Source organism: Salinimicrobium maris, assembly GCF_049680855.1.
GTDB lineage: Bacteria > Bacteroidota > Bacteroidia > Flavobacteriales > Flavobacteriaceae > Salinimicrobium.
Map to the genome: position 1 here is coordinate 720,883 of NZ_JBMPGS010000001.1, position 15,973 is coordinate 736,855.

The 15,973-nt window shown below is 39.6% G+C and carries 17 protein-coding genes and 1 tRNA gene; 10 read left to right on the forward strand and 8 right to left on the reverse strand.

Going from position 1 to position 15,973, the window contains the following annotated elements; genetic code table 11:
• Positions 1-7: 7 nt before the first annotated feature.
• Positions 8-445 carry a retropepsin-like aspartic protease gene (locus ACOV1Q_RS03400; protein WP_424493031.1) on the reverse strand — a complete coding sequence of 146 codons (438 nt, stop codon included), beginning with the start codon at positions 443-445 and terminating at the stop codon, positions 8-10.
• Positions 446-497: 52 nt separating this feature from the next.
• Here ACOV1Q_RS03400 and ACOV1Q_RS03405 point away from each other — a divergent pair, with 52 nt between their 5' ends.
• The 9 genes from ACOV1Q_RS03405 to ACOV1Q_RS03445 all read left to right on the forward strand — a co-directional run bounded on the left by ACOV1Q_RS03405 (position 498) and on the right by ACOV1Q_RS03445 (position 6,913).
• On the forward strand, positions 498-1,265 hold the full coding sequence (locus tag ACOV1Q_RS03405) for a TatD family hydrolase (RefSeq protein ID WP_424493032.1): 768 nt from the start codon (positions 498-500) through the stop codon (positions 1,263-1,265).
• Between the two features lie 55 nt (positions 1,266-1,320).
• Positions 1,321-2,463, forward strand: coding sequence for a 1-acyl-sn-glycerol-3-phosphate acyltransferase (locus tag ACOV1Q_RS03410; protein WP_424493390.1), 1,143 nt, complete (start codon positions 1,321-1,323; stop codon positions 2,461-2,463).
• Positions 2,447-3,475 carry an asparaginase gene (locus ACOV1Q_RS03415; protein WP_424493033.1) on the forward strand — a complete coding sequence of 343 codons (1,029 nt, stop codon included), beginning with the start codon at positions 2,447-2,449 and terminating at the stop codon, positions 3,473-3,475. The genes ACOV1Q_RS03410 and ACOV1Q_RS03415 overlap by 17 nt, the downstream gene beginning before the upstream one ends.
• A gap of 83 nt (positions 3,476-3,558) precedes the next feature.
• A tRNA-Ser gene (locus tag ACOV1Q_RS03420) sits at positions 3,559-3,646 on the forward strand.
• Between the two features lie 69 nt (positions 3,647-3,715).
• The gene (locus tag ACOV1Q_RS03425; protein ID WP_424493034.1) at positions 3,716-4,510 is read left to right on the forward strand and encodes a MotA/TolQ/ExbB proton channel family protein; all 795 of its coding nucleotides are present in this window, start codon (positions 3,716-3,718) and stop codon (positions 4,508-4,510) included.
• 22 nt (positions 4,511-4,532) lie between these two features.
• Positions 4,533-4,970, forward strand: coding sequence for a hypothetical protein (locus ACOV1Q_RS03430; protein WP_424493035.1), 438 nt, complete (start codon positions 4,533-4,535; stop codon positions 4,968-4,970).
• Between the two features lie 9 nt (positions 4,971-4,979).
• Entirely contained in the window at positions 4,980-5,591 is a 612-nt protein-coding gene (locus tag ACOV1Q_RS03435; RefSeq protein WP_424493036.1) for an ExbD/TolR family protein, read from the forward strand.
• Positions 5,592-5,611: 20 nt separating this feature from the next.
• On the forward strand, positions 5,612-6,094 hold the full coding sequence (locus tag ACOV1Q_RS03440; RefSeq protein ID WP_424493037.1) for an ExbD/TolR family protein: 483 nt from the start codon (positions 5,612-5,614) through the stop codon (positions 6,092-6,094).
• Between the two features lie 105 nt (positions 6,095-6,199).
• Complete coding sequence (locus tag ACOV1Q_RS03445) at positions 6,200-6,913, forward strand: porin family protein (RefSeq protein ID WP_424493038.1); 714 nt, start codon at positions 6,200-6,202, stop codon at positions 6,911-6,913.
• On the opposite strand, the gene ACOV1Q_RS03450 is transcribed toward ACOV1Q_RS03445, so the two are convergent.
• The 6 genes from ACOV1Q_RS03450 to pyrH all read right to left on the reverse strand — a co-directional run bounded on the left by ACOV1Q_RS03450 (position 6,908) and on the right by pyrH (position 14,485).
• Positions 6,908-7,387 (reverse strand): hypothetical protein, encoded by a 480-nt coding sequence (locus tag ACOV1Q_RS03450; protein ID WP_424493039.1) that lies wholly within the window; start codon positions 7,385-7,387, stop codon positions 6,908-6,910. The genes ACOV1Q_RS03445 and ACOV1Q_RS03450 overlap by 6 nt on opposite strands.
• A gap of 125 nt (positions 7,388-7,512) precedes the next feature.
• Positions 7,513-8,973, reverse strand: a complete 1,461-nt coding sequence (gene rpoN, locus ACOV1Q_RS03455; protein ID WP_424493040.1) for an RNA polymerase factor sigma-54 — start codon at positions 8,971-8,973, stop codon at positions 7,513-7,515.
• 88 nt (positions 8,974-9,061) lie between these two features.
• Positions 9,062-10,504 (reverse strand): asparagine--tRNA ligase, encoded by a 1,443-nt coding sequence (asnS, locus tag ACOV1Q_RS03460; RefSeq protein WP_424493041.1) that lies wholly within the window; start codon positions 10,502-10,504, stop codon positions 9,062-9,064.
• A gap of 105 nt (positions 10,505-10,609) precedes the next feature.
• A complete protein-coding gene (locus tag ACOV1Q_RS03465) occupies positions 10,610-13,024 on the reverse strand; it encodes an efflux RND transporter permease subunit (RefSeq protein WP_424493042.1) in 2,415 nt (804 codons plus the stop codon).
• 151 nt (positions 13,025-13,175) lie between these two features.
• The gene (gene frr / locus ACOV1Q_RS03470; RefSeq protein ID WP_424493043.1) at positions 13,176-13,730 is read right to left on the reverse strand and encodes a ribosome recycling factor; all 555 of its coding nucleotides are present in this window, start codon (positions 13,728-13,730) and stop codon (positions 13,176-13,178) included.
• A 50-nt stretch (positions 13,731-13,780) separates the two neighbouring features.
• A complete protein-coding gene (gene pyrH / locus ACOV1Q_RS03475) occupies positions 13,781-14,485 on the reverse strand; it encodes a UMP kinase (RefSeq protein WP_424493044.1) in 705 nt (234 codons plus the stop codon).
• Positions 14,486-14,646: 161 nt separating this feature from the next.
• On the opposite strand from pyrH, the gene ACOV1Q_RS03480 reads away from it, so the two are divergent.
• Complete coding sequence (locus ACOV1Q_RS03480; RefSeq protein ID WP_424493045.1) at positions 14,647-15,045, forward strand: hypothetical protein; 399 nt, start codon at positions 14,647-14,649, stop codon at positions 15,043-15,045.
• A gap of 103 nt (positions 15,046-15,148) precedes the next feature.
• On the opposite strand, the gene tsf is transcribed toward ACOV1Q_RS03480, so the two are convergent.
• Positions 15,149-15,973, reverse strand: coding sequence for a translation elongation factor Ts (gene tsf / locus ACOV1Q_RS03485; protein WP_424493046.1), 825 nt, complete (start codon positions 15,971-15,973; stop codon positions 15,149-15,151).

A 15,973-nucleotide genomic window follows, 5' to 3' on the forward strand; every position in this document is an offset into this window, starting at 1 on the left:
TTAAAGATTATTTAAGGAATAAAGTCTTTGATTTATAATCAATTACAGCTTTGCCCTTTTTAAGAATGTCGGCACCAATAATACCATGAACTTTTTCAGCTTTGTGTTTCACCAGGGCGTTGTTGACATGAGTAAGGTCGAACAAAACCAGGTCTACTTTTTTCTTTTTCCAGCCTTTTATTTCAATACGGTTCTTTTGAGCTATTTGCGTTAGCATGTCTGTTGCGCCGGCGCCCGCTGCTTTAATATCACTTTCTTCGGCCAAAAGATCAAAATGAGAAATTGCTTCAAAACCAACACATGAACTTGATGCCCCCGTGTCTAGGATAAAGCTTCCTTCAATATTATTGATCTTTGCCTTCAGCTCAAAATGTTGCGTGGCCGTATATTTCAGTTTAATTCTTTGATAGCCTTTTTCTTTCAGGAACTTTTTTAGAGAGGACATTCTTTTTCTTTTTGACAAAGATAGGTCTTCAAAATAAATTATTTTTGCAAATATGACAATAACAGATACGCACACCCATTTATACAGTGAAGCATTCGATGAAGACAGGGATGACATGATAAAACGTGCCCTGGATGCCGGTATAAGCAGGTTCTTTATTCCTGCTATTGATTCCACATATTCCAAAAGCATGTTTGACCTCGAAAAGAAATATCCTGAAAATATTTTTCTTATGAGCGGACTTCATCCCACTCATGTAAAAGAGAATTATAAAGAAGAACTGGCTTTTGTGGAAGAAGAATTGTTGCGAAGGCGCTATTATGCAGTCGGGGAAATTGGAATTGATCTTTATTGGGATAAATCGACCTTACAAATTCAGCAGGAGGCATTCAGGCAACAAATTCGCCTGGCAAAAAAACATAAGTTGCCTATTGTTATTCATTGCCGTGAAGCTTTTGATGAGGTTTTTGAGGTGCTGGAGTCTGAAAAAGGGGAAAATCTCTTCGGAATTTTTCACTGCTTTACAGGTACCTTTGAACAGGCACAACAAGCCATGTCGTACAATATGAAACTTGGAATTGGCGGAGTTGTAACATTCAAAAATGGCAAAATTGACCGCTTTCTTAAGGAGATACCACTTTCAGAAATCGTGTTGGAGACCGATGCTCCTTACCTTGCGCCTACACCATACCGGGGAAAGCGGAATGAAAGTCTTTATGTAAAGAACATTTTAGAAAAAATTGCGGAGATCTATAATGTTTCGGAAGCAAAGGTGGCTGAGATCACTACCAAAAATTCAAAAGATATATTTCATGTTTAAAAGAGAGGATTTATATTAAATTTTGTTCTTTTGCTAACCATAAGCCATGAAAACAGTGTCAAACTTTGAAGATATTCGGTTTTATAATGATGCCGAGGTGCAGGAAGCGCTTCAGCAATACCTGAGACATCCCATGATCAAGGCGTTGCTGCAGTTTACTTTTCCTGAAGATAATTTTAATGAAATTGAGGAAAAGGTGCTGGCCTGTCATTCCATAAGGGATTTCCAGGCCAATATTATTTACCAAACAGTACAGCAGGTGCTCCATAAAAGTTCTGAAGGGCTTACATATTCTGGATTCGACAAATTAAATCCTAAAGAGGCTTATATGTATATCTCTAATCACAGAGATATAGTACTTGACACTTCGCTGCTTAATTCTGTTCTTTACGAGACCGGTCTTGTGATGACGGCTTCGGCAATTGGGGATAATCTGGTTCAAAAGCCATTTTTAATGATGCTTTCAAAGGTGAATCGCAATTTCCTGGTTAAGAGAGGATTAGGTCCAAGAGAAATGCTGAAGAGTTCTATAAATCTTTCAGAATATATTAGGCATCTGCTTCTGGAGGAGAAGAGATCTGTATGGATGGCGCAGCGGGAAGGAAGAACAAAAGACGGTAGCGATCATACTCAGCAAGGTGTTCTCAAGATGCTCGCAATGGCTAAAGGCAAGGATTCTGTTATTGAATATTTCAGCAAATTAAAAATTGTGCCGGTAGCAATTTCTTATGAATTTGATCCTACTGATGTATTAAAAATGCCTGAGTTGCTAGCTAAGCGAATGGAGCAGATCTATATCAAATCTGCAAATGAAGATTTTAAATCCATTCTTAAAGGTGCCATTGGTAGCAAAGGGAGAATTCATCTACATGCCTCAGAACCGATAGGTTTAGATACGCTTTTTGAAATTGAAGAGCGGGCGGGCTCTGTAAACGATCAGCTACAACAATTGACAGGGCTTATTGATAAAAAAATCCATAAAGGTTATAAGCTCTGGCCATCAAATTATATTGCCTTTGACCTGCTGAATAGTACTGCCAAATATGAAGACATGTATACTTCCAAGGAAAAACGACAGTTTGAACGTCGTATTACCAGAAGGGTAGATGTGAAAAATCCTCTGGCAATAAATAGTTATCTTTTGATGTATGCGAATCCTGTAATAAACCAGCACGGACTTTATGACCACAAAGGCTAACATTCTTCTAATTTATACCGGGGGAACGATTGGTATGATTAAGAATTTTGAAACCGGCGCGTTAAAAGCCTTTAATTTCGATGAATTGCTTCAGAACATTCCGGAAATCAAACTACTTGAAAATAACATTGATACAGTAAGCTTTGAGCGTCCTATTGATTCTTCAAACATGAAACCAGAATTCTGGTTACAGATCGCCAGGATTGTGGAAAGGAATTACGAAGAATATGATGGATTCGTGGTGCTCCACGGTAGTGATACTATGTCTTATAGTGCATCGGCATTAAGCTTTATGTTCGAAAACCTGACGAAGCCTATCATTTTCACGGGTTCTCAACTTCCAATTGGAGATTTGCGAACCGATGCGAAAGAAAACCTCATTACCAGTATACAAATTGCGGGGTTGCAGCGTCATGGTACTCCTGTGATTAATGAGGTATGCCTGTATTTTGAGTACAAACTTTACCGGGCTAATAGGACTACAAAAGTAAATGCTGAACATTTTGAAGCGTTTGATTCTCCTAATTATCCCCCGCTGGTAGAATCTGGTGTGCATTTATCTGTAAATCATGAAGCCCTATGGAAGCCGAACAGGAGAAGGCAGATGAAACTACATACCGGAATAAATGACCAAATTGCATTGGTGAAAATTTTTCCCGGGATAAATCAATCCCTCATGGAGCATATTTTGTCATACGAAGGTTTGAAAGGTGTTATTTTGGAAACTTATGGAAGTGGAAATGCCCCTACCGAAGATTGGTTTATAAATCTTTTAAAGCAGACTATCAATAAAGGCATATATATAGTTAATGTGACCCAATGTATAGGTGGAAGTATTAATATGGGGCAGTATGAGACTAGTAGTCAGCTAAAAAAAATTGGGGTAGTTTCTGGAAGAGACCTTACTACAGAAGCTGCTGTGGCTAAACTAATGTATTTGCTGGCCCAGGATTTATCTCCAAAGGTCTTTAAAACTATCTTCGAAACCTCATTGAGAGGGGAGATGTTGTGAAAATAAAAGGGCATAATTTTGACCGTTTTATTATTTTTTCGTTATTTGGCGCATCGTTATAACAATGTTATAGTTTTTATTTTAGAGAGGTGGCCGAGTGGTCGAAGGCGCACGCCTGGAAAGTGTGTATACGCCAAAAGCGTATCGAGGGTTCGAATCCCTTCCTCTCTGCAAGTTGTTTTTATTGAATAAATATTTATATCTTTAACCCGTTAACTAATTAAATTAAGAAAAACAGTAATGAAAAGATTATTTTCAACTTTGGTGATCGCTACAATTATGGTCTTCGGTGGCCTGAACGTAAATGCGACAAATAGCGTGAATGCCCTACCTGATAATATCGTGAATTTTGTTCAGGATGAGGAGGCTGCTCCGGCACAGGAGGAAGAAACTGTAGGTTTTCATCAGGAGCTTAAACGAAGGTTCATAGAAGGTGGTGCAGGATTTATGGGAGTTGTACTTCTATGTTTGATCCTTGGTTTGGCAATTGCTATTGAAAGAATCATTTATTTAAACCTTTCTACAACCAATACAAAAAGGTTGGCTCAGGATGTGGAAGATGCGCTTCATAGTGGAGGTATCGAAGCAGCTAAAGAAGTTTGTAGAAACACCAAAGGACCTGTTGCATCTATATATTACCAGGGGCTTGACCGTGCAGACGAAAGTACCGAAGCAGCTGAAAAAGCAGTAGTGGCTTACGGAGGTGTGCAAATGGGACAGCTTGAAAAGAACGTATCATGGGTTTCTTTATTTATTGCTCTTGCTCCAATGCTTGGGTTCATGGGAACTGTAATTGGTATGATTAAGGCATTTGACAGGATTGAAGCAGCTGGAGATATGCAGCCTTCACTTGTAGCAGGTGGTATTAAAGTTGCACTTCTTACTACGGTATTTGGTTTGATCGTTGCTATTATTCTTCAGATCTTCTACAACTATATCATCGCTAAGATTGACAGTATTGTAAATGACATGGAAGATGCTTCCATTACTTTGATCGATATGCTTGTAGACTACAAGAACAAAAGAAGAGTTTAATAGAAGAACAACATCTTAGATTATGACCATACATAAAATTTTAAAATATTTAGCGATCGTAATTGGCGTAATTGGCCTCATCCTTTTGGGAAGGCTTATTATGACAGGCGATGATGCTATAGAGAGCTCTGCTGATGTACAGGCGAGCGTGGTTAATCCATTAATGTTTGTAGCCTACTTCGTATTTGCTGTTATTGTTGTACTGGTAGTATTCTTCGTTATTAAAGGATTATTCCGGGGTAATATTAAGAACACTTTAATTTCAGTGGGAGCATTTGCTCTAATTGTAGTTGTCGCCTACTTGTTATCAAGTGGGGTTGAAGTGATCACCAACGATGGAGAGGTTATTACTGCCAACGAAGTACACTGGATTGGTGCCGGATTATGGACCTTCTACATTCTTGCTGCAATAGCAATTGGAGCAATGGTGATTTCTGGAGTGAAAAAATTAATTAAATAAAACGAAATTATGCCTAGACGATCTTCACCTGAAGTGAATGCGGGTTCTATGGCCGACATCGCTTTCCTGCTTTTGATTTTCTTCCTGGTGACCACAACTATCGAAACCGATAGTGGGATTAGCCGGAAGTTACCACCAATGCAGGAAGATGAAGTTGATCCACCCGTAATTAAAGATAAGAACATCTTTCAGGTTATCGTCAACAAAAACAATCAGCTTCTGGTTGAGGATGAGTTGATGGAACTTGGAACTTTAAGACAAGCTGCGATTGAATTTCTTGATAACGGTGGCGGTGTTGGAGAAGAAGCCTGTAATTATTGCCAGGGAGCCGGAAGTCCTAGCTCTTCCGATAATCCTACGAAAGCTGTTATAATGTTGGTAAATGACCGTGGTACAGAATATGGAACGTATATAGCTGTACAAAACGAGTTAGTTGCTGCTTACAATGATCTACGAGATAGATCGGCACAACGTTTATTTGGAAAATCATTTCAAAAGATGGAGTCCGATTATGACGATGTCAATTATAACGGCAATAAAGAGACCCTTAAAGAACAAATTGAGCAAATAAGGGATATGTGGCCTCAGAAATTATCTGAAGCGGAGCCAAAGAGTAATTAAGGAATCTAAAATTTTTAGCTATGTCTAAATTTAAAAAGAAAAAGAGCGGTGAATTACCTGCGGTGAATACAGCATCGTTACCCGATATTGTTTTTATGCTGCTTTTCTTCTTCATGGTGGCGACAGTAATGCGTCAAAATACCCTGAAGATCCAGAATACCTTACCATATGCCGATCAGGTTGAGAAGCTTGATAAAAAGGATTTGGTGATGTATATCTACGCAGGAAAACCCAGTGCACGTTATCAAAGCAGTGCGGGTACCGAAGCCCGTATTCAGTTAAATGATAACTTTGCAAGTATAAGTGACATACAACCTTTCATCTTTGCAGAAAGAGAGTCAAAAAGGGAAGAATTGATTCCTTATTTGACTACTGCATTAAAGGTGGACGAGGAAACAAACATGGGGCTTGTTTCCGATATAAAACAGGAACTTAGAAAGGCTGAAGCGCTAAAGATAAACTATACAACGAGAACGGGAGACGCTTCCCAAAACCTGCAGTAAGTAATTTATCATATTGAAAAAATCCCCTTTTGAAGTTTCAAAAGGGGATTTTTTTATTCGATTAGTTGAGGCATTAATATTTATATTTGTTGAAAATCTTCCTGTATGCCTAGGGTCTACTTTATTATTATTCTGCTGTTTTTTTCAGGTACGTTTCTCTCTGCCGCTCAGGAAGTGGAACTCGGTACAGTACCAGAAGTGGATAGCCTGTACAGGGAAGACCAGTTCTATCTTGGATTTACCTATAACATTCTAGCAGGTTCTGAAAATGACATTTCGCAGTCTGGTTTTTCTGGTGGATTTAAAATTGGTTTTATTCGTGACTGGCCATTAAATCAACAACGTAATGTTGCAATTGGTACCGGCCTGGGTTGGGCCCTTGATACCTATGGTCAAAATTTATTTATTGGGGAGGGACCAGGGTCTGAAGAGACTGTTTTTGAGGTGATGGATGAAGATGTAATTGATTACGATAAGAACAGGTTTGCGACACAGTCTTTAGAATTGCCATTGCAGTTTAGGTGGAGAACTTCCAATGCACTCAGCCATAAATTTTGGAGGGTATACACTGGTATGCGCCTGGGTTATATCTATTACTTTCACTCTTCGTTTGAGCAACCCGGTAATTCAGTAAATCAGGTAGATGTGCCGGAATTAGATCGTTTACGGCTGGGAGCGACCTTTACCTTTGGCTATAATACCTTCAACTTTCATTTTTATTACAGTCTCAATTCTTTCTTTAGCGATGCTGCGCAAATTGATGGCGAAACTTTTGATCTCAGGACTTTCCAGGTGGGGCTTATGTTCTATATCTTATAACCAGAACCTTAATACAATAATTTGAGGTATGAGGCCAACAAAATATCCTAATGTTAATTCCAGGGTGTTGTGTGCTTTGTAGTGCAGTCTTGAAGTAGCTGTGAGGCCCGTTATGGCAAGAAGGAAACTAATAATATAAATGAGATCAAGATGGTAATTTGCACTAAGTGCAATAATGAACATACTGAGTCCTGCCAGCCCCATCATGTGCAGGCTTATCTTTAAACTAGCCCATACCAGAAGTAGAGCCGTTAAAGTTGAAAATAAGATTCCCACAAAATAATAATAAATCTCCGGGTAATCATAAGTATCAAGAACGAAACGAAGAGTTACCAAAATAATAGCGATGTAAAACAGCAGTGGCCACTTTCGCTCGCTAACCTCTTTAAGAAAAGGGGAAGAAACGATTCCAAGGGTTTTCAAAAGAAAATGAAAGACCAGCGGGATGAATAGGGTCATAATTGAAATAGCCATCAATTTAGCTTTTACGACCGGCTCCGGAAAAAATCGAGGTGTTGTTAGAAAATAGAGTAAAGTGCCTGCAAAAGGCATCCAAAGTGGGTGAAAAAGGTAGGAGGAGAGCTTTAGCAAAAAGTTCATTAAATTACTTTACGTAACCGGGCTACCGGAATATCTAACTGCTCTCGGTATTTGGCTACGGTTCTTCGTGCAATAGGGTAACCTTTCTCCTTCAGCATCTTTGCTAATTTTTCATCTGTAAGAGGTTTCCTTTTGTTCTCCTCTTCTATCGTCATCTCCAAGATCTTCTTAATCTCACGAGTGGAAACATCTTCTCCCTGGTCATTTTTCATGGATTCGGAAAAAAACTCTTTGATCAACTTTGTACCATACGGAGTATCAACATACTTGCTGTTAGCAACTCTGGAAACTGTAGAAACGTCCATGCCAATTTCGTCTGCAATGTCTTTTAAGATCATTGGCTTGAGGTTACGTTCATCGCCGGTCAAGAAATACTCTTTTTGATAGTTCATGATAGAACTCATTGTTACAAAAAGAGTAGTTTGCCGCTGTTTTATAGCTTCAATGAACCATTTAGCCGCGTCCAGCTTCTGCTTTATAAACATTACCGCATCCTTTTGTGCTTTAGATTTTTCCTTGGATTCCTTGTACCCCTTTAGCATCTCACTGTAATCCTTGGAAACGTGCATTTCGGGAGCATTTCTTCCGTTTAAGGTAAGCTCCAAATCTCCATCAACAATTTTGATGGTGAAATCTGGGATTACATGCTCTACAATTCTTGTATTTCCGGCGTAAGCACCACCGGGTTTGGGATTAAGATGTTCAATGACATCAATTGCTTCCCGTAATTCCTCCTCGGAAATATCGTGCTTGGAAAGTAACTTCTGGTAATGCTTTTTGCTGAATTGATCAAAAGACCGCTCCATAATGTCTGCTGCCAGGCTTACAGCCTTTGTAGGCTCTTTACGATCCAACTGAATTAAAAGGCATTCCTGCAAAGATCTTGCTCCCACTCCTGGCGGATCCAGTTCCTGCACATATTTCAGGACTTTTTCAACCGTCTTTTCTTCGGTGTAAACATTTTGTGTAAATGCCAGGTCATCTACAATATCCTGTACAGAGCGGCGGATATATCCACTCTCATCCACGCTTCCGACTAAAAATTCTGCTATTTCTTTTTCATCATCATCAAGTCTTAAGGTGCTAAGCTGCGTTTTCAGGAATTGCGTGAAAGAAGTTCCAGATGCATAAGGAACATGCTTGTCTTCATCATCTGCACTGTAATTATTGGCCTGTAGCCTGTAATTAGGAATTTCGTCGTCACTCAGGTATTCATCTACGTCAATTTCTGTCTCGATGGTTTCATTACCTGGATCTTCTTCCTGGTATTCCTCGTTACTGAAATCATCTTCATATTCCTCTTTCTCCTCTTTACCGCCTTCAAGAGCAGGGTTTTCCTCCATTTCCTGCTTAAGCCTTTGCTCAAATGCCTGCGTTGGCAACTGGATGAGCTTCATGAGCTGAATCTGTTGCGGAGAGAGCTTTTGAGATAGTTTAAAATTTAATTGCTGTTTTAGCATAGAGGTTTCGGCTTTCTATAAAAATAAAAAAACAATCCCCAATCGTGAAAGAATGAAGATTGTTTTAAGACTTCTTTATGAATGAATATTAAAATTCAGCATTTTGAGGAGTTCGGGGGAACGGAATCACATCACGAATGTTTGACATTCCTGTGGTAAACTGTACAAGGCGTTCAAAACCAAGGCCAAATCCGCTATGAACACAGGTTCCGAATTTGCGTGTATCTAGGTACCACCACAATTCTTCTTCCTCTATTCCTAGCTCTGCCATCTTTTTCTTTAAAACATCAAGCCGTTCTTCGCGCTGTGAGCCTCCAACAATTTCTCCAATTCCGGGGAAAAGGATATCCATTGCGCGAACTGTTTTTCCATCTTCATTGAGGCGCATGTAAAAGGCTTTAATATCTGCCGGGTAATCAAAAAGGATTACAGGGCATTTAAAATGTTTCTCAACAAGATAACGCTCGTGCTCACTTTGAAGATCTGCTCCCCATTCTTCTATGATATAATTGAACTTTTTCTTTTTGTTTGGCTTTGAGTTCTTCAGGATCTCAATAGCTTCGGTATAGCTTACGCGCTTAAAGTTGTTGTCAACCACAAAACGCAGTTTTTCTAGCAGGGTCATGGGGCTGCGCTCTGCTTCCGGTTTACTTTTTTCTTCACCAGCTAACCGGTCATTCAAAAATGCCAAATCGTCCTCACAATTTTCTAGGACATATTTGAGCACGAATTTGATAAAATCTTCAGCCAGATCCATGTTTCCGTCAAGATCGCAAAATGCCATTTCGGGTTCTATCATCCAGAATTCAGCTAAATGGCGCGAGGTATTGGAATTTTCGGCTCTAAAAGTAGGTCCGAAGGTGTAAATCTGTCCCAGTCCGAGGGCATAAGCTTCCCCTTCGAGTTGACCGGAGACCGTTAAATTAGTTTCTTTTCCGAAGAAATCTTCTTTATAATTTATGCTGCCGTCCTCGTTCTTTGAAACATCTTTAAGATCAAATGAAGTTACTCTGAACATTTCTCCGGCCCCTTCGGCATCACTTCCGGTGATAATGGGAGTATTGACATAATGAAAGGCATTTTGCTGAAAATAGCTATGCACGGCAAAAGACAGTTTTGAACGAACTCTCATAACGGCTCCAAAAGTATTGGTGCGAACTCTTAAATGAGCTTGCTCCCTCAGCTTTTCAAGGCTATGACGCTTTGGAGACAGAATGGTGAGTTTAACTTCTTCAGGATCTGCATCACCTAAAATTTCTACAGAAGTTGCCTGAATTTCCACCTTTTGGCCGCTTCCGGGGCTTTCATGAAGTGTTCCAATAACTTTAATGGCTGCACCAACAGTGATGCGCTTTAGAAGTTCTTCCGGAGTTTTTTCAAAGTTTATAACACACTGAATATTGTTGATGGTAGAACCGTCATTTAGTGCTATAAAGCGATTACTTCTAAAAGAACGAACCCATCCTTTAACCTCTACTTCGTGTAAATATTGAGTGCTGCTCAAAAGCTCAGCAACTTTGCCTTTTATCATTTTATTGAATTTGGAACACAAAGATAATTTATCCCTGCAAGCTTACCAAGAACGCATTTTTAAAAAAAATGGGTTCCAAAAATGGCAAAAAAGTCAAAGGTTTTTTCAGGTTTCATTCCGGTTTCTATTATCATCATCCTCCTCTTCAGATTCTGAAAGAATATTTACTGCCGGCTCCTTCAAAATATCTTTGTTGGCTATGTTTTTTTCAAGAGCGAGCAGGAGGGAGGGTAATAAAAGAAGATTGGAGAGCATCGCGAAGAGCAATGTCGCAGAAACAAGCCCTCCTAAAGCCACTGTACCTCCAAAACTACTAATCATGAACACCGAAAATCCGAAGAACAGGACGATCGAGGTATAAAACATACTTACCCCGGTCTCTCGAAGGGCCGCATAGACAGATCTTTTGATCTTCCAGTTGTTGGCTTTAAGTTCCTGTCTATACTTAGCGAGGAAATGAATAGTGTCATCTACAGATATCCCAAAGGCGATGCTAAAAACAAGGATTGTGGAAGGTTTTATGGGAACTCCAAGGAAACCCATTAATCCGGCAGTAATTACTAACGGCAGCAGGTTTGGGACCAGAGAGACAAAGATCATTCTAAGGGATTTGAACATCCAGGCCATAAAGATGGCAATAAGAAAAATTGCCAGTCCCAGGGAGATTACTAGGTTTTTGACAAGATAATTTGTACCCTTTTGGAAGATGAGTGCCCGGCCGGTCATAGTGACTTCATAACGTTCCTCCGGAAAAATTTCATGAATCTTTGGCCAAAGCTCCTCTTCAATTTCTTCCATTTCTTCGGTGCCAATATCCTGCATGAAAGCAGACACCCGAGCAAACTGGCCGGTGCTGTCAACATATGACTGCAAAATGTTTTCACCTGAAGATAAATTTCGGGTGTAAGGGAGAATGAAATTTTGTTCCTGAGATGTGGGTAGTTGAAAATATTTCGGATTCCCGTTATAATAAGCCTGTTTTGCATATTTCACCAATCGTACTACAGATAATGGCTGCGAAAGCTCTTTTTCTTCGGCAAGAAGTTCTTCCAGCTCTTCCATTCTCTTAAGATTGGAGAGCTTCATGACTCCATTTTCTCTTTTCGTGTCAATAAGAATTTCTAATGGCATTACTCCTTCAAATTCTACCTCGAAGAACATTACATCCTGAAAAAAGCCGGCTTTTTTAGGCATATCTTCGAGGAGGCTTCCCGAAACTTTGATGGTATACAATCCAATGATACTTGCCACCAGGACCACGAGGGAAGTGATATAGATGGTAATTCTCCTGTGTCTAACCATTTTTTCCATCCAGTTCACGAAACCTTCAATCCATGATTTGTTAAGGTGCTTCAGGTGCTTCGCTCTTGGCGGAGACATATAACTGTAAATTATGGGAATGATTAACAGGCTAAGGATGAAAATGGCAATGATATTCAATGATGCTACTACGCCAAATTCTTTAAGTAGGGTACTATCTGTGAGAATAAAAGTAGCAAATCCCAAAGCTGTGGTTAAATTGGTCATTAAAGTGGCATTTCCCACTTTGGTAATAACACGCTGTAGAGATTTTGCCTGATTTCCATGCTTCTGAATCTCTTGCTGATATTTATTAATAAGAAAGATACAGTTGGGTATTCCTATTACAATGATCAACGGCGGAATTATTGCGGTGAGAACAGTGATCTCATAATGTAAGAGACCAAGAAATCCAAAAGCCCACATTACGCCAATGATCACTGTGATCATGGAAATAACAGTCGCCCGAATAGACCTGAAAAAGAAGAAGAAAATAAGGGAAGTCACCAGCAATGCCGCACCAATGAACAAACTTATCTCATCAATAATATTTTGTGAATTAAGCGTGCGTATGTAAGGCATGCCTGAGGTATAGACGTTTACATTGTGATCTTTCTCAAAATTCTCGATGAGGGGTATAAGATCCTGTACAATAAAATCTTTTCGTGCTACGGTATTTACAATTTCTTTATCAAGATATATAGCGGTCTGGATGGTGTTGCTCTTTGTGCTGTATACCAGACCTTCGTAAAATGGCAAATTTTTGAAAAGTTCTTTCCGGTAATTTTCAACCTGAAGACTATCGGGGGAATCTTCTGTCACCAGCGGGACCATTTCAAAACGCTTTGGATCTTCAAACTTCTGAAGCTGCTGCAAGTCTCCTACCGAAAGCGCGTATTCAACTTCTTCAAAATCTTCAGTACGTTTAGCCAGAGCATTCCAAGCGTTAAAAACTTCTGGAGTAAAAACGGAAGGATCATTCACGGCCATAACGATCACGCTTCCTTCTTCCCCAAACTTATCGAGGAATTCCTGATACTTGATGTTGATCTCGTCATCATCTGGCAGCAGGTTGGCTTCGGTATATGAAAAGCGCATATTCTTCCACTGCAAACCGAGAAAAATTGTAAAACCTAGGATCAGGAAGAGGATGAATATCCTGTTGCGCAGGATAACACGAGCAACCGTGTTCCAGAATTCAAAACTTAAAAACTTAGACATGCGGAAATTTTAAGGGCTGCAAAGGTACAAAAGAACTGTAGAAGACAACCTTTAACTATTGTGAGAAAATCCTCTATTGGGTTTGGGTGTGGGAAAAGCACAAAAAAAGCGGCTTTTTGGAGCCGCTTAAAATTTTATTTTGTGATCTGGATTAAACCGTCATAATTTCTTTTTCTTTCACCGCAAGGATCTTCTCGATCTTTTCAATGTGCGCATCTGTAAGAGTTTGAATTTCTGCTTCAGCGTCTTTTTGAACGTCTTCAGACAGATCAAGATTCTTTATTTCCTGGTTCGCATTTCGCCGGTCATTTCGAACACCAATTTTTGCGTCTTCTGCTTCAGCTTTGGCTTGTTTTGCAAGCTCGCGACGACGTTCTTCGGTTAATGGTGGTACACTAATAATCACGCTATCTCCATTATTCATTGGGTTGAAGCCAAGATTAGCTTGCATTACACCCTTTACAATAGCCGGGATCGTGGACTTTTCGAAAGGTTGAATTGAAAGCGTTCTGGCATCTGGAGTGTTCACATTCGCCACCTGATTGAGCGGCGTCTGACTTCCGTAATAATCTACCCTAACACTTCCTAACATAGAAGGACTTGCTTTTCCTGCACGAATGTTGAGCAGTTGTTTCTCAAGGTGCACAATGGCATTGTCCATTGCCTCTTTTGCACTGTCAATAATAAAATCTAATTCGTCGTCCATTTTTTATCAACTTAATTTTTAAAAAACTTTTTCAAGATCTACGTGAAAGGCTAATTTACCTTTGTACCTACATTTTCGCCTGTAACCACTTTCATTAAATTACCGGGTTTGTTCATGTCAAATACAATGATGGGCAATTTATTTTCCTGGCTAAGGGTAAAAGCAGTGGTATCCATTACTTTGAGGCCCTTTAAAAGGACATCCTCGAAACTTATAAAATCAAATTTGGTTGCCTTGGCATCTTTTTCGGGATCGGCAGTGTAAATGCCGTCTACTCTGGTCCCTTTCAGGATCACATCTGCATGAATTTCTATAGCACGAAGAACTGCTGCAGAATCTGTAGTGAAATATGGATTCCCCGTTCCTCCTCCAAAAATAACCACGCGTCCTTTTTCGAGATGGCGCATCGCTTTTCTTCGGATAAAAGGTTCGGCTACTTCATTTATTTTCACTGCCGACTGAAGCCTGGTTTGTATCCCGGCGTCTTCAAGTGCACTTTGTAATGCAAGCCCGTTAATAACAGTGGCCAGCATTCCCATGTGGTCTCCGGTTACACGGTCCATCCCTTTGCTGGCACCCGAAACTCCTCTAAAAATATTACCACCTCCAATTACTATGGCTACTTCAACACCAGTATCTGTGACCTCCTTGATTTCCTGAGCATATTCTGCCAGTCTTTGAGGATCGATACCGTATTGACGGGTTCCCATTAAAGCTTCGCCTGATAATTTGAGTAATATTCTTTTATAGTGCATTCCGGATGTTTGATGGTTGTGCAAAACTAAGGAAATTAATTGTGAGAACGATATGCCTAAAAACTAAAATTATGTGAAGCATTGATATCTAGTTTTTGAGGTAATAATTATCGTCTTAAGCCGTTTTTTAAATACTTTTGTTAGAAATGAGATAAGATGTCATGAAAGGAAAGAAGATTTTTACTGTAAAATGGGTGGTATCTGCCCTAATTGCTCTTACTGCCGCTGGATGCTCTGTAGATGTTGATGATGAAATGTTGCTCTATGGAAGCTGGCTTGAAGAATCTCCTGACGAAAACAGAACCGAATTTTACTTCTATAAAGACGACCAGGTTTTCATTGATCGATCAGGTGAAAAACAGGATAGAACCTACTTTATCGAAGGTGACTCCATTTATTTGAAGAGAGAAAATGGCAGTACGTCCTCGTTGTATTTTAGACAGATTAATGAAGATGCCTTCCAGATTGGAAATCTCTACCCGGAAATTCCTGAAAATCAACCCACATTTATGATCTTTAGAAGAGCCAGCAGTATTTCCGATGCACCTGGATTGGAATAAAAGTTACCTCCTATAGAAAGATATAAAAAAACCGCTTCAAATTTTGAAGCGGTTTTTTCTTTTCCGGAGAATAATAATTCCGAAAAATGTCAATTTTGGATACTTATCCTAAAGCTACTCTTTCGAAACTTACTACTTGCAAGTCAGCGTTTTCAGACTTTACATACTCAGCAATAGTTTGTTTGTTGTCTTTAATGAAAGGCTGGTTTACAAGAGTGTTATCTTTGAAAAAGCGCTTGATTTTTCCTTTTGCGATGTTATCAAGCATGTCTTCAGGCTTTCCTTCCTGTCTCAATTGATCTTTTGCGATCTCAACTTCTTTATCGATCACAGTCTGGTCAACACCTTCTTCATTCAATGCAACAGGATTCATTGCAGCAGCCTGCATAGAAACGTTCTTTGCAACTTCTTCAGCATTTTCAGACTTTCCTGAAAGACCTGTAAGAACAGCGATTTTGTTACCTGCGTGGATGTAAGATCCAACGAAAGGAGCTTCTAAAGTTCTGAAATCTCCAATCTCTATTTTCTCACCAATAACACCTGTTTGCTCAGTAAGTTTTTCTTCAACAGTGATACCTTTGTAGTCCTTTGCTAAAAGTTCTTCTTTAGAGTTCACATCTAAAGCTAGTTGAGCAAAGTCCTGTGCCAATTGTACGAAAGAATCGTTTTTAGCAACGAAGTCGGTTTCACAGTTAAGAGAAACAATTACTCCTTTAGAGTTATCGGCATTTACGGTTGCAATAACAGCTCCTTCAGATGATTCTCTGTCGGCACGGTTTGCAGCAACTTTTTGTCCTTTTTTACGAAGCACCTCGATCGCTTTATCGTAATCTCCTTCAGCTTCTACCAACGCCTTTTTGCAATCCATCATTCCGGCACCGGTTGCTTTTCTCAATTTATTTACTTCTGCGGCGGTTATCTTTGCCAT

Bases quoted from the DNA above. Each gene is read 5' to 3' on its own strand.
- ACOV1Q_RS03400 (WP_424493031.1), bottom strand. From the start codon at position 445: ATGTCCTCTCTAAAAAAGTTCCTGAAAGAAAAAGGCTATCAAAGAATT.
- ACOV1Q_RS03405 (WP_424493032.1), top strand. From the start codon at position 498: ATGACAATAACAGATACGCACACCCATTTATACAGTGAAGCATTCGAT.
- ACOV1Q_RS03415 (WP_424493033.1), top strand. From the start codon at position 2,447: ATGACCACAAAGGCTAACATTCTTCTAATTTATACCGGGGGAACGATT.
- ACOV1Q_RS03425 (WP_424493034.1), top strand. From the start codon at position 3,716: ATGAAAAGATTATTTTCAACTTTGGTGATCGCTACAATTATGGTCTTC.
- ACOV1Q_RS03430 (WP_424493035.1), top strand. From the start codon at position 4,533: ATGACCATACATAAAATTTTAAAATATTTAGCGATCGTAATTGGCGTA.
- ACOV1Q_RS03435 (WP_424493036.1), top strand. From the start codon at position 4,980: ATGCCTAGACGATCTTCACCTGAAGTGAATGCGGGTTCTATGGCCGAC.
- ACOV1Q_RS03440 (WP_424493037.1), top strand. From the start codon at position 5,612: ATGTCTAAATTTAAAAAGAAAAAGAGCGGTGAATTACCTGCGGTGAAT.
- ACOV1Q_RS03445 (WP_424493038.1), top strand. From the start codon at position 6,200: ATGCCTAGGGTCTACTTTATTATTATTCTGCTGTTTTTTTCAGGTACG.
- ACOV1Q_RS03450 (WP_424493039.1), bottom strand. From the start codon at position 7,387: ATGGCTATTTCAATTATGACCCTATTCATCCCGCTGGTCTTTCATTTT.
- rpoN (WP_424493040.1), bottom strand. From the start codon at position 8,973: ATGCTAAAACAGCAATTAAATTTTAAACTATCTCAAAAGCTCTCTCCG.
- asnS (WP_424493041.1), bottom strand. From the start codon at position 10,504: ATGATAAAAGGCAAAGTTGCTGAGCTTTTGAGCAGCACTCAATATTTA.
- ACOV1Q_RS03465 (WP_424493042.1), bottom strand. From the start codon at position 13,024: ATGTCTAAGTTTTTAAGTTTTGAATTCTGGAACACGGTTGCTCGTGTT.
- frr (WP_424493043.1), bottom strand. From the start codon at position 13,730: ATGGACGACGAATTAGATTTTATTATTGACAGTGCAAAAGAGGCAATG.
- pyrH (WP_424493044.1), bottom strand. From the start codon at position 14,485: ATGCACTATAAAAGAATATTACTCAAATTATCAGGCGAAGCTTTAATG.
- ACOV1Q_RS03480 (WP_424493045.1), top strand. From the start codon at position 14,647: ATGAAAGGAAAGAAGATTTTTACTGTAAAATGGGTGGTATCTGCCCTA.
- tsf (WP_424493046.1), bottom strand. From the start codon at position 15,973: ATGGCAAAGATAACCGCCGCAGAAGTAAATAAATTGAGAAAAGCAACC.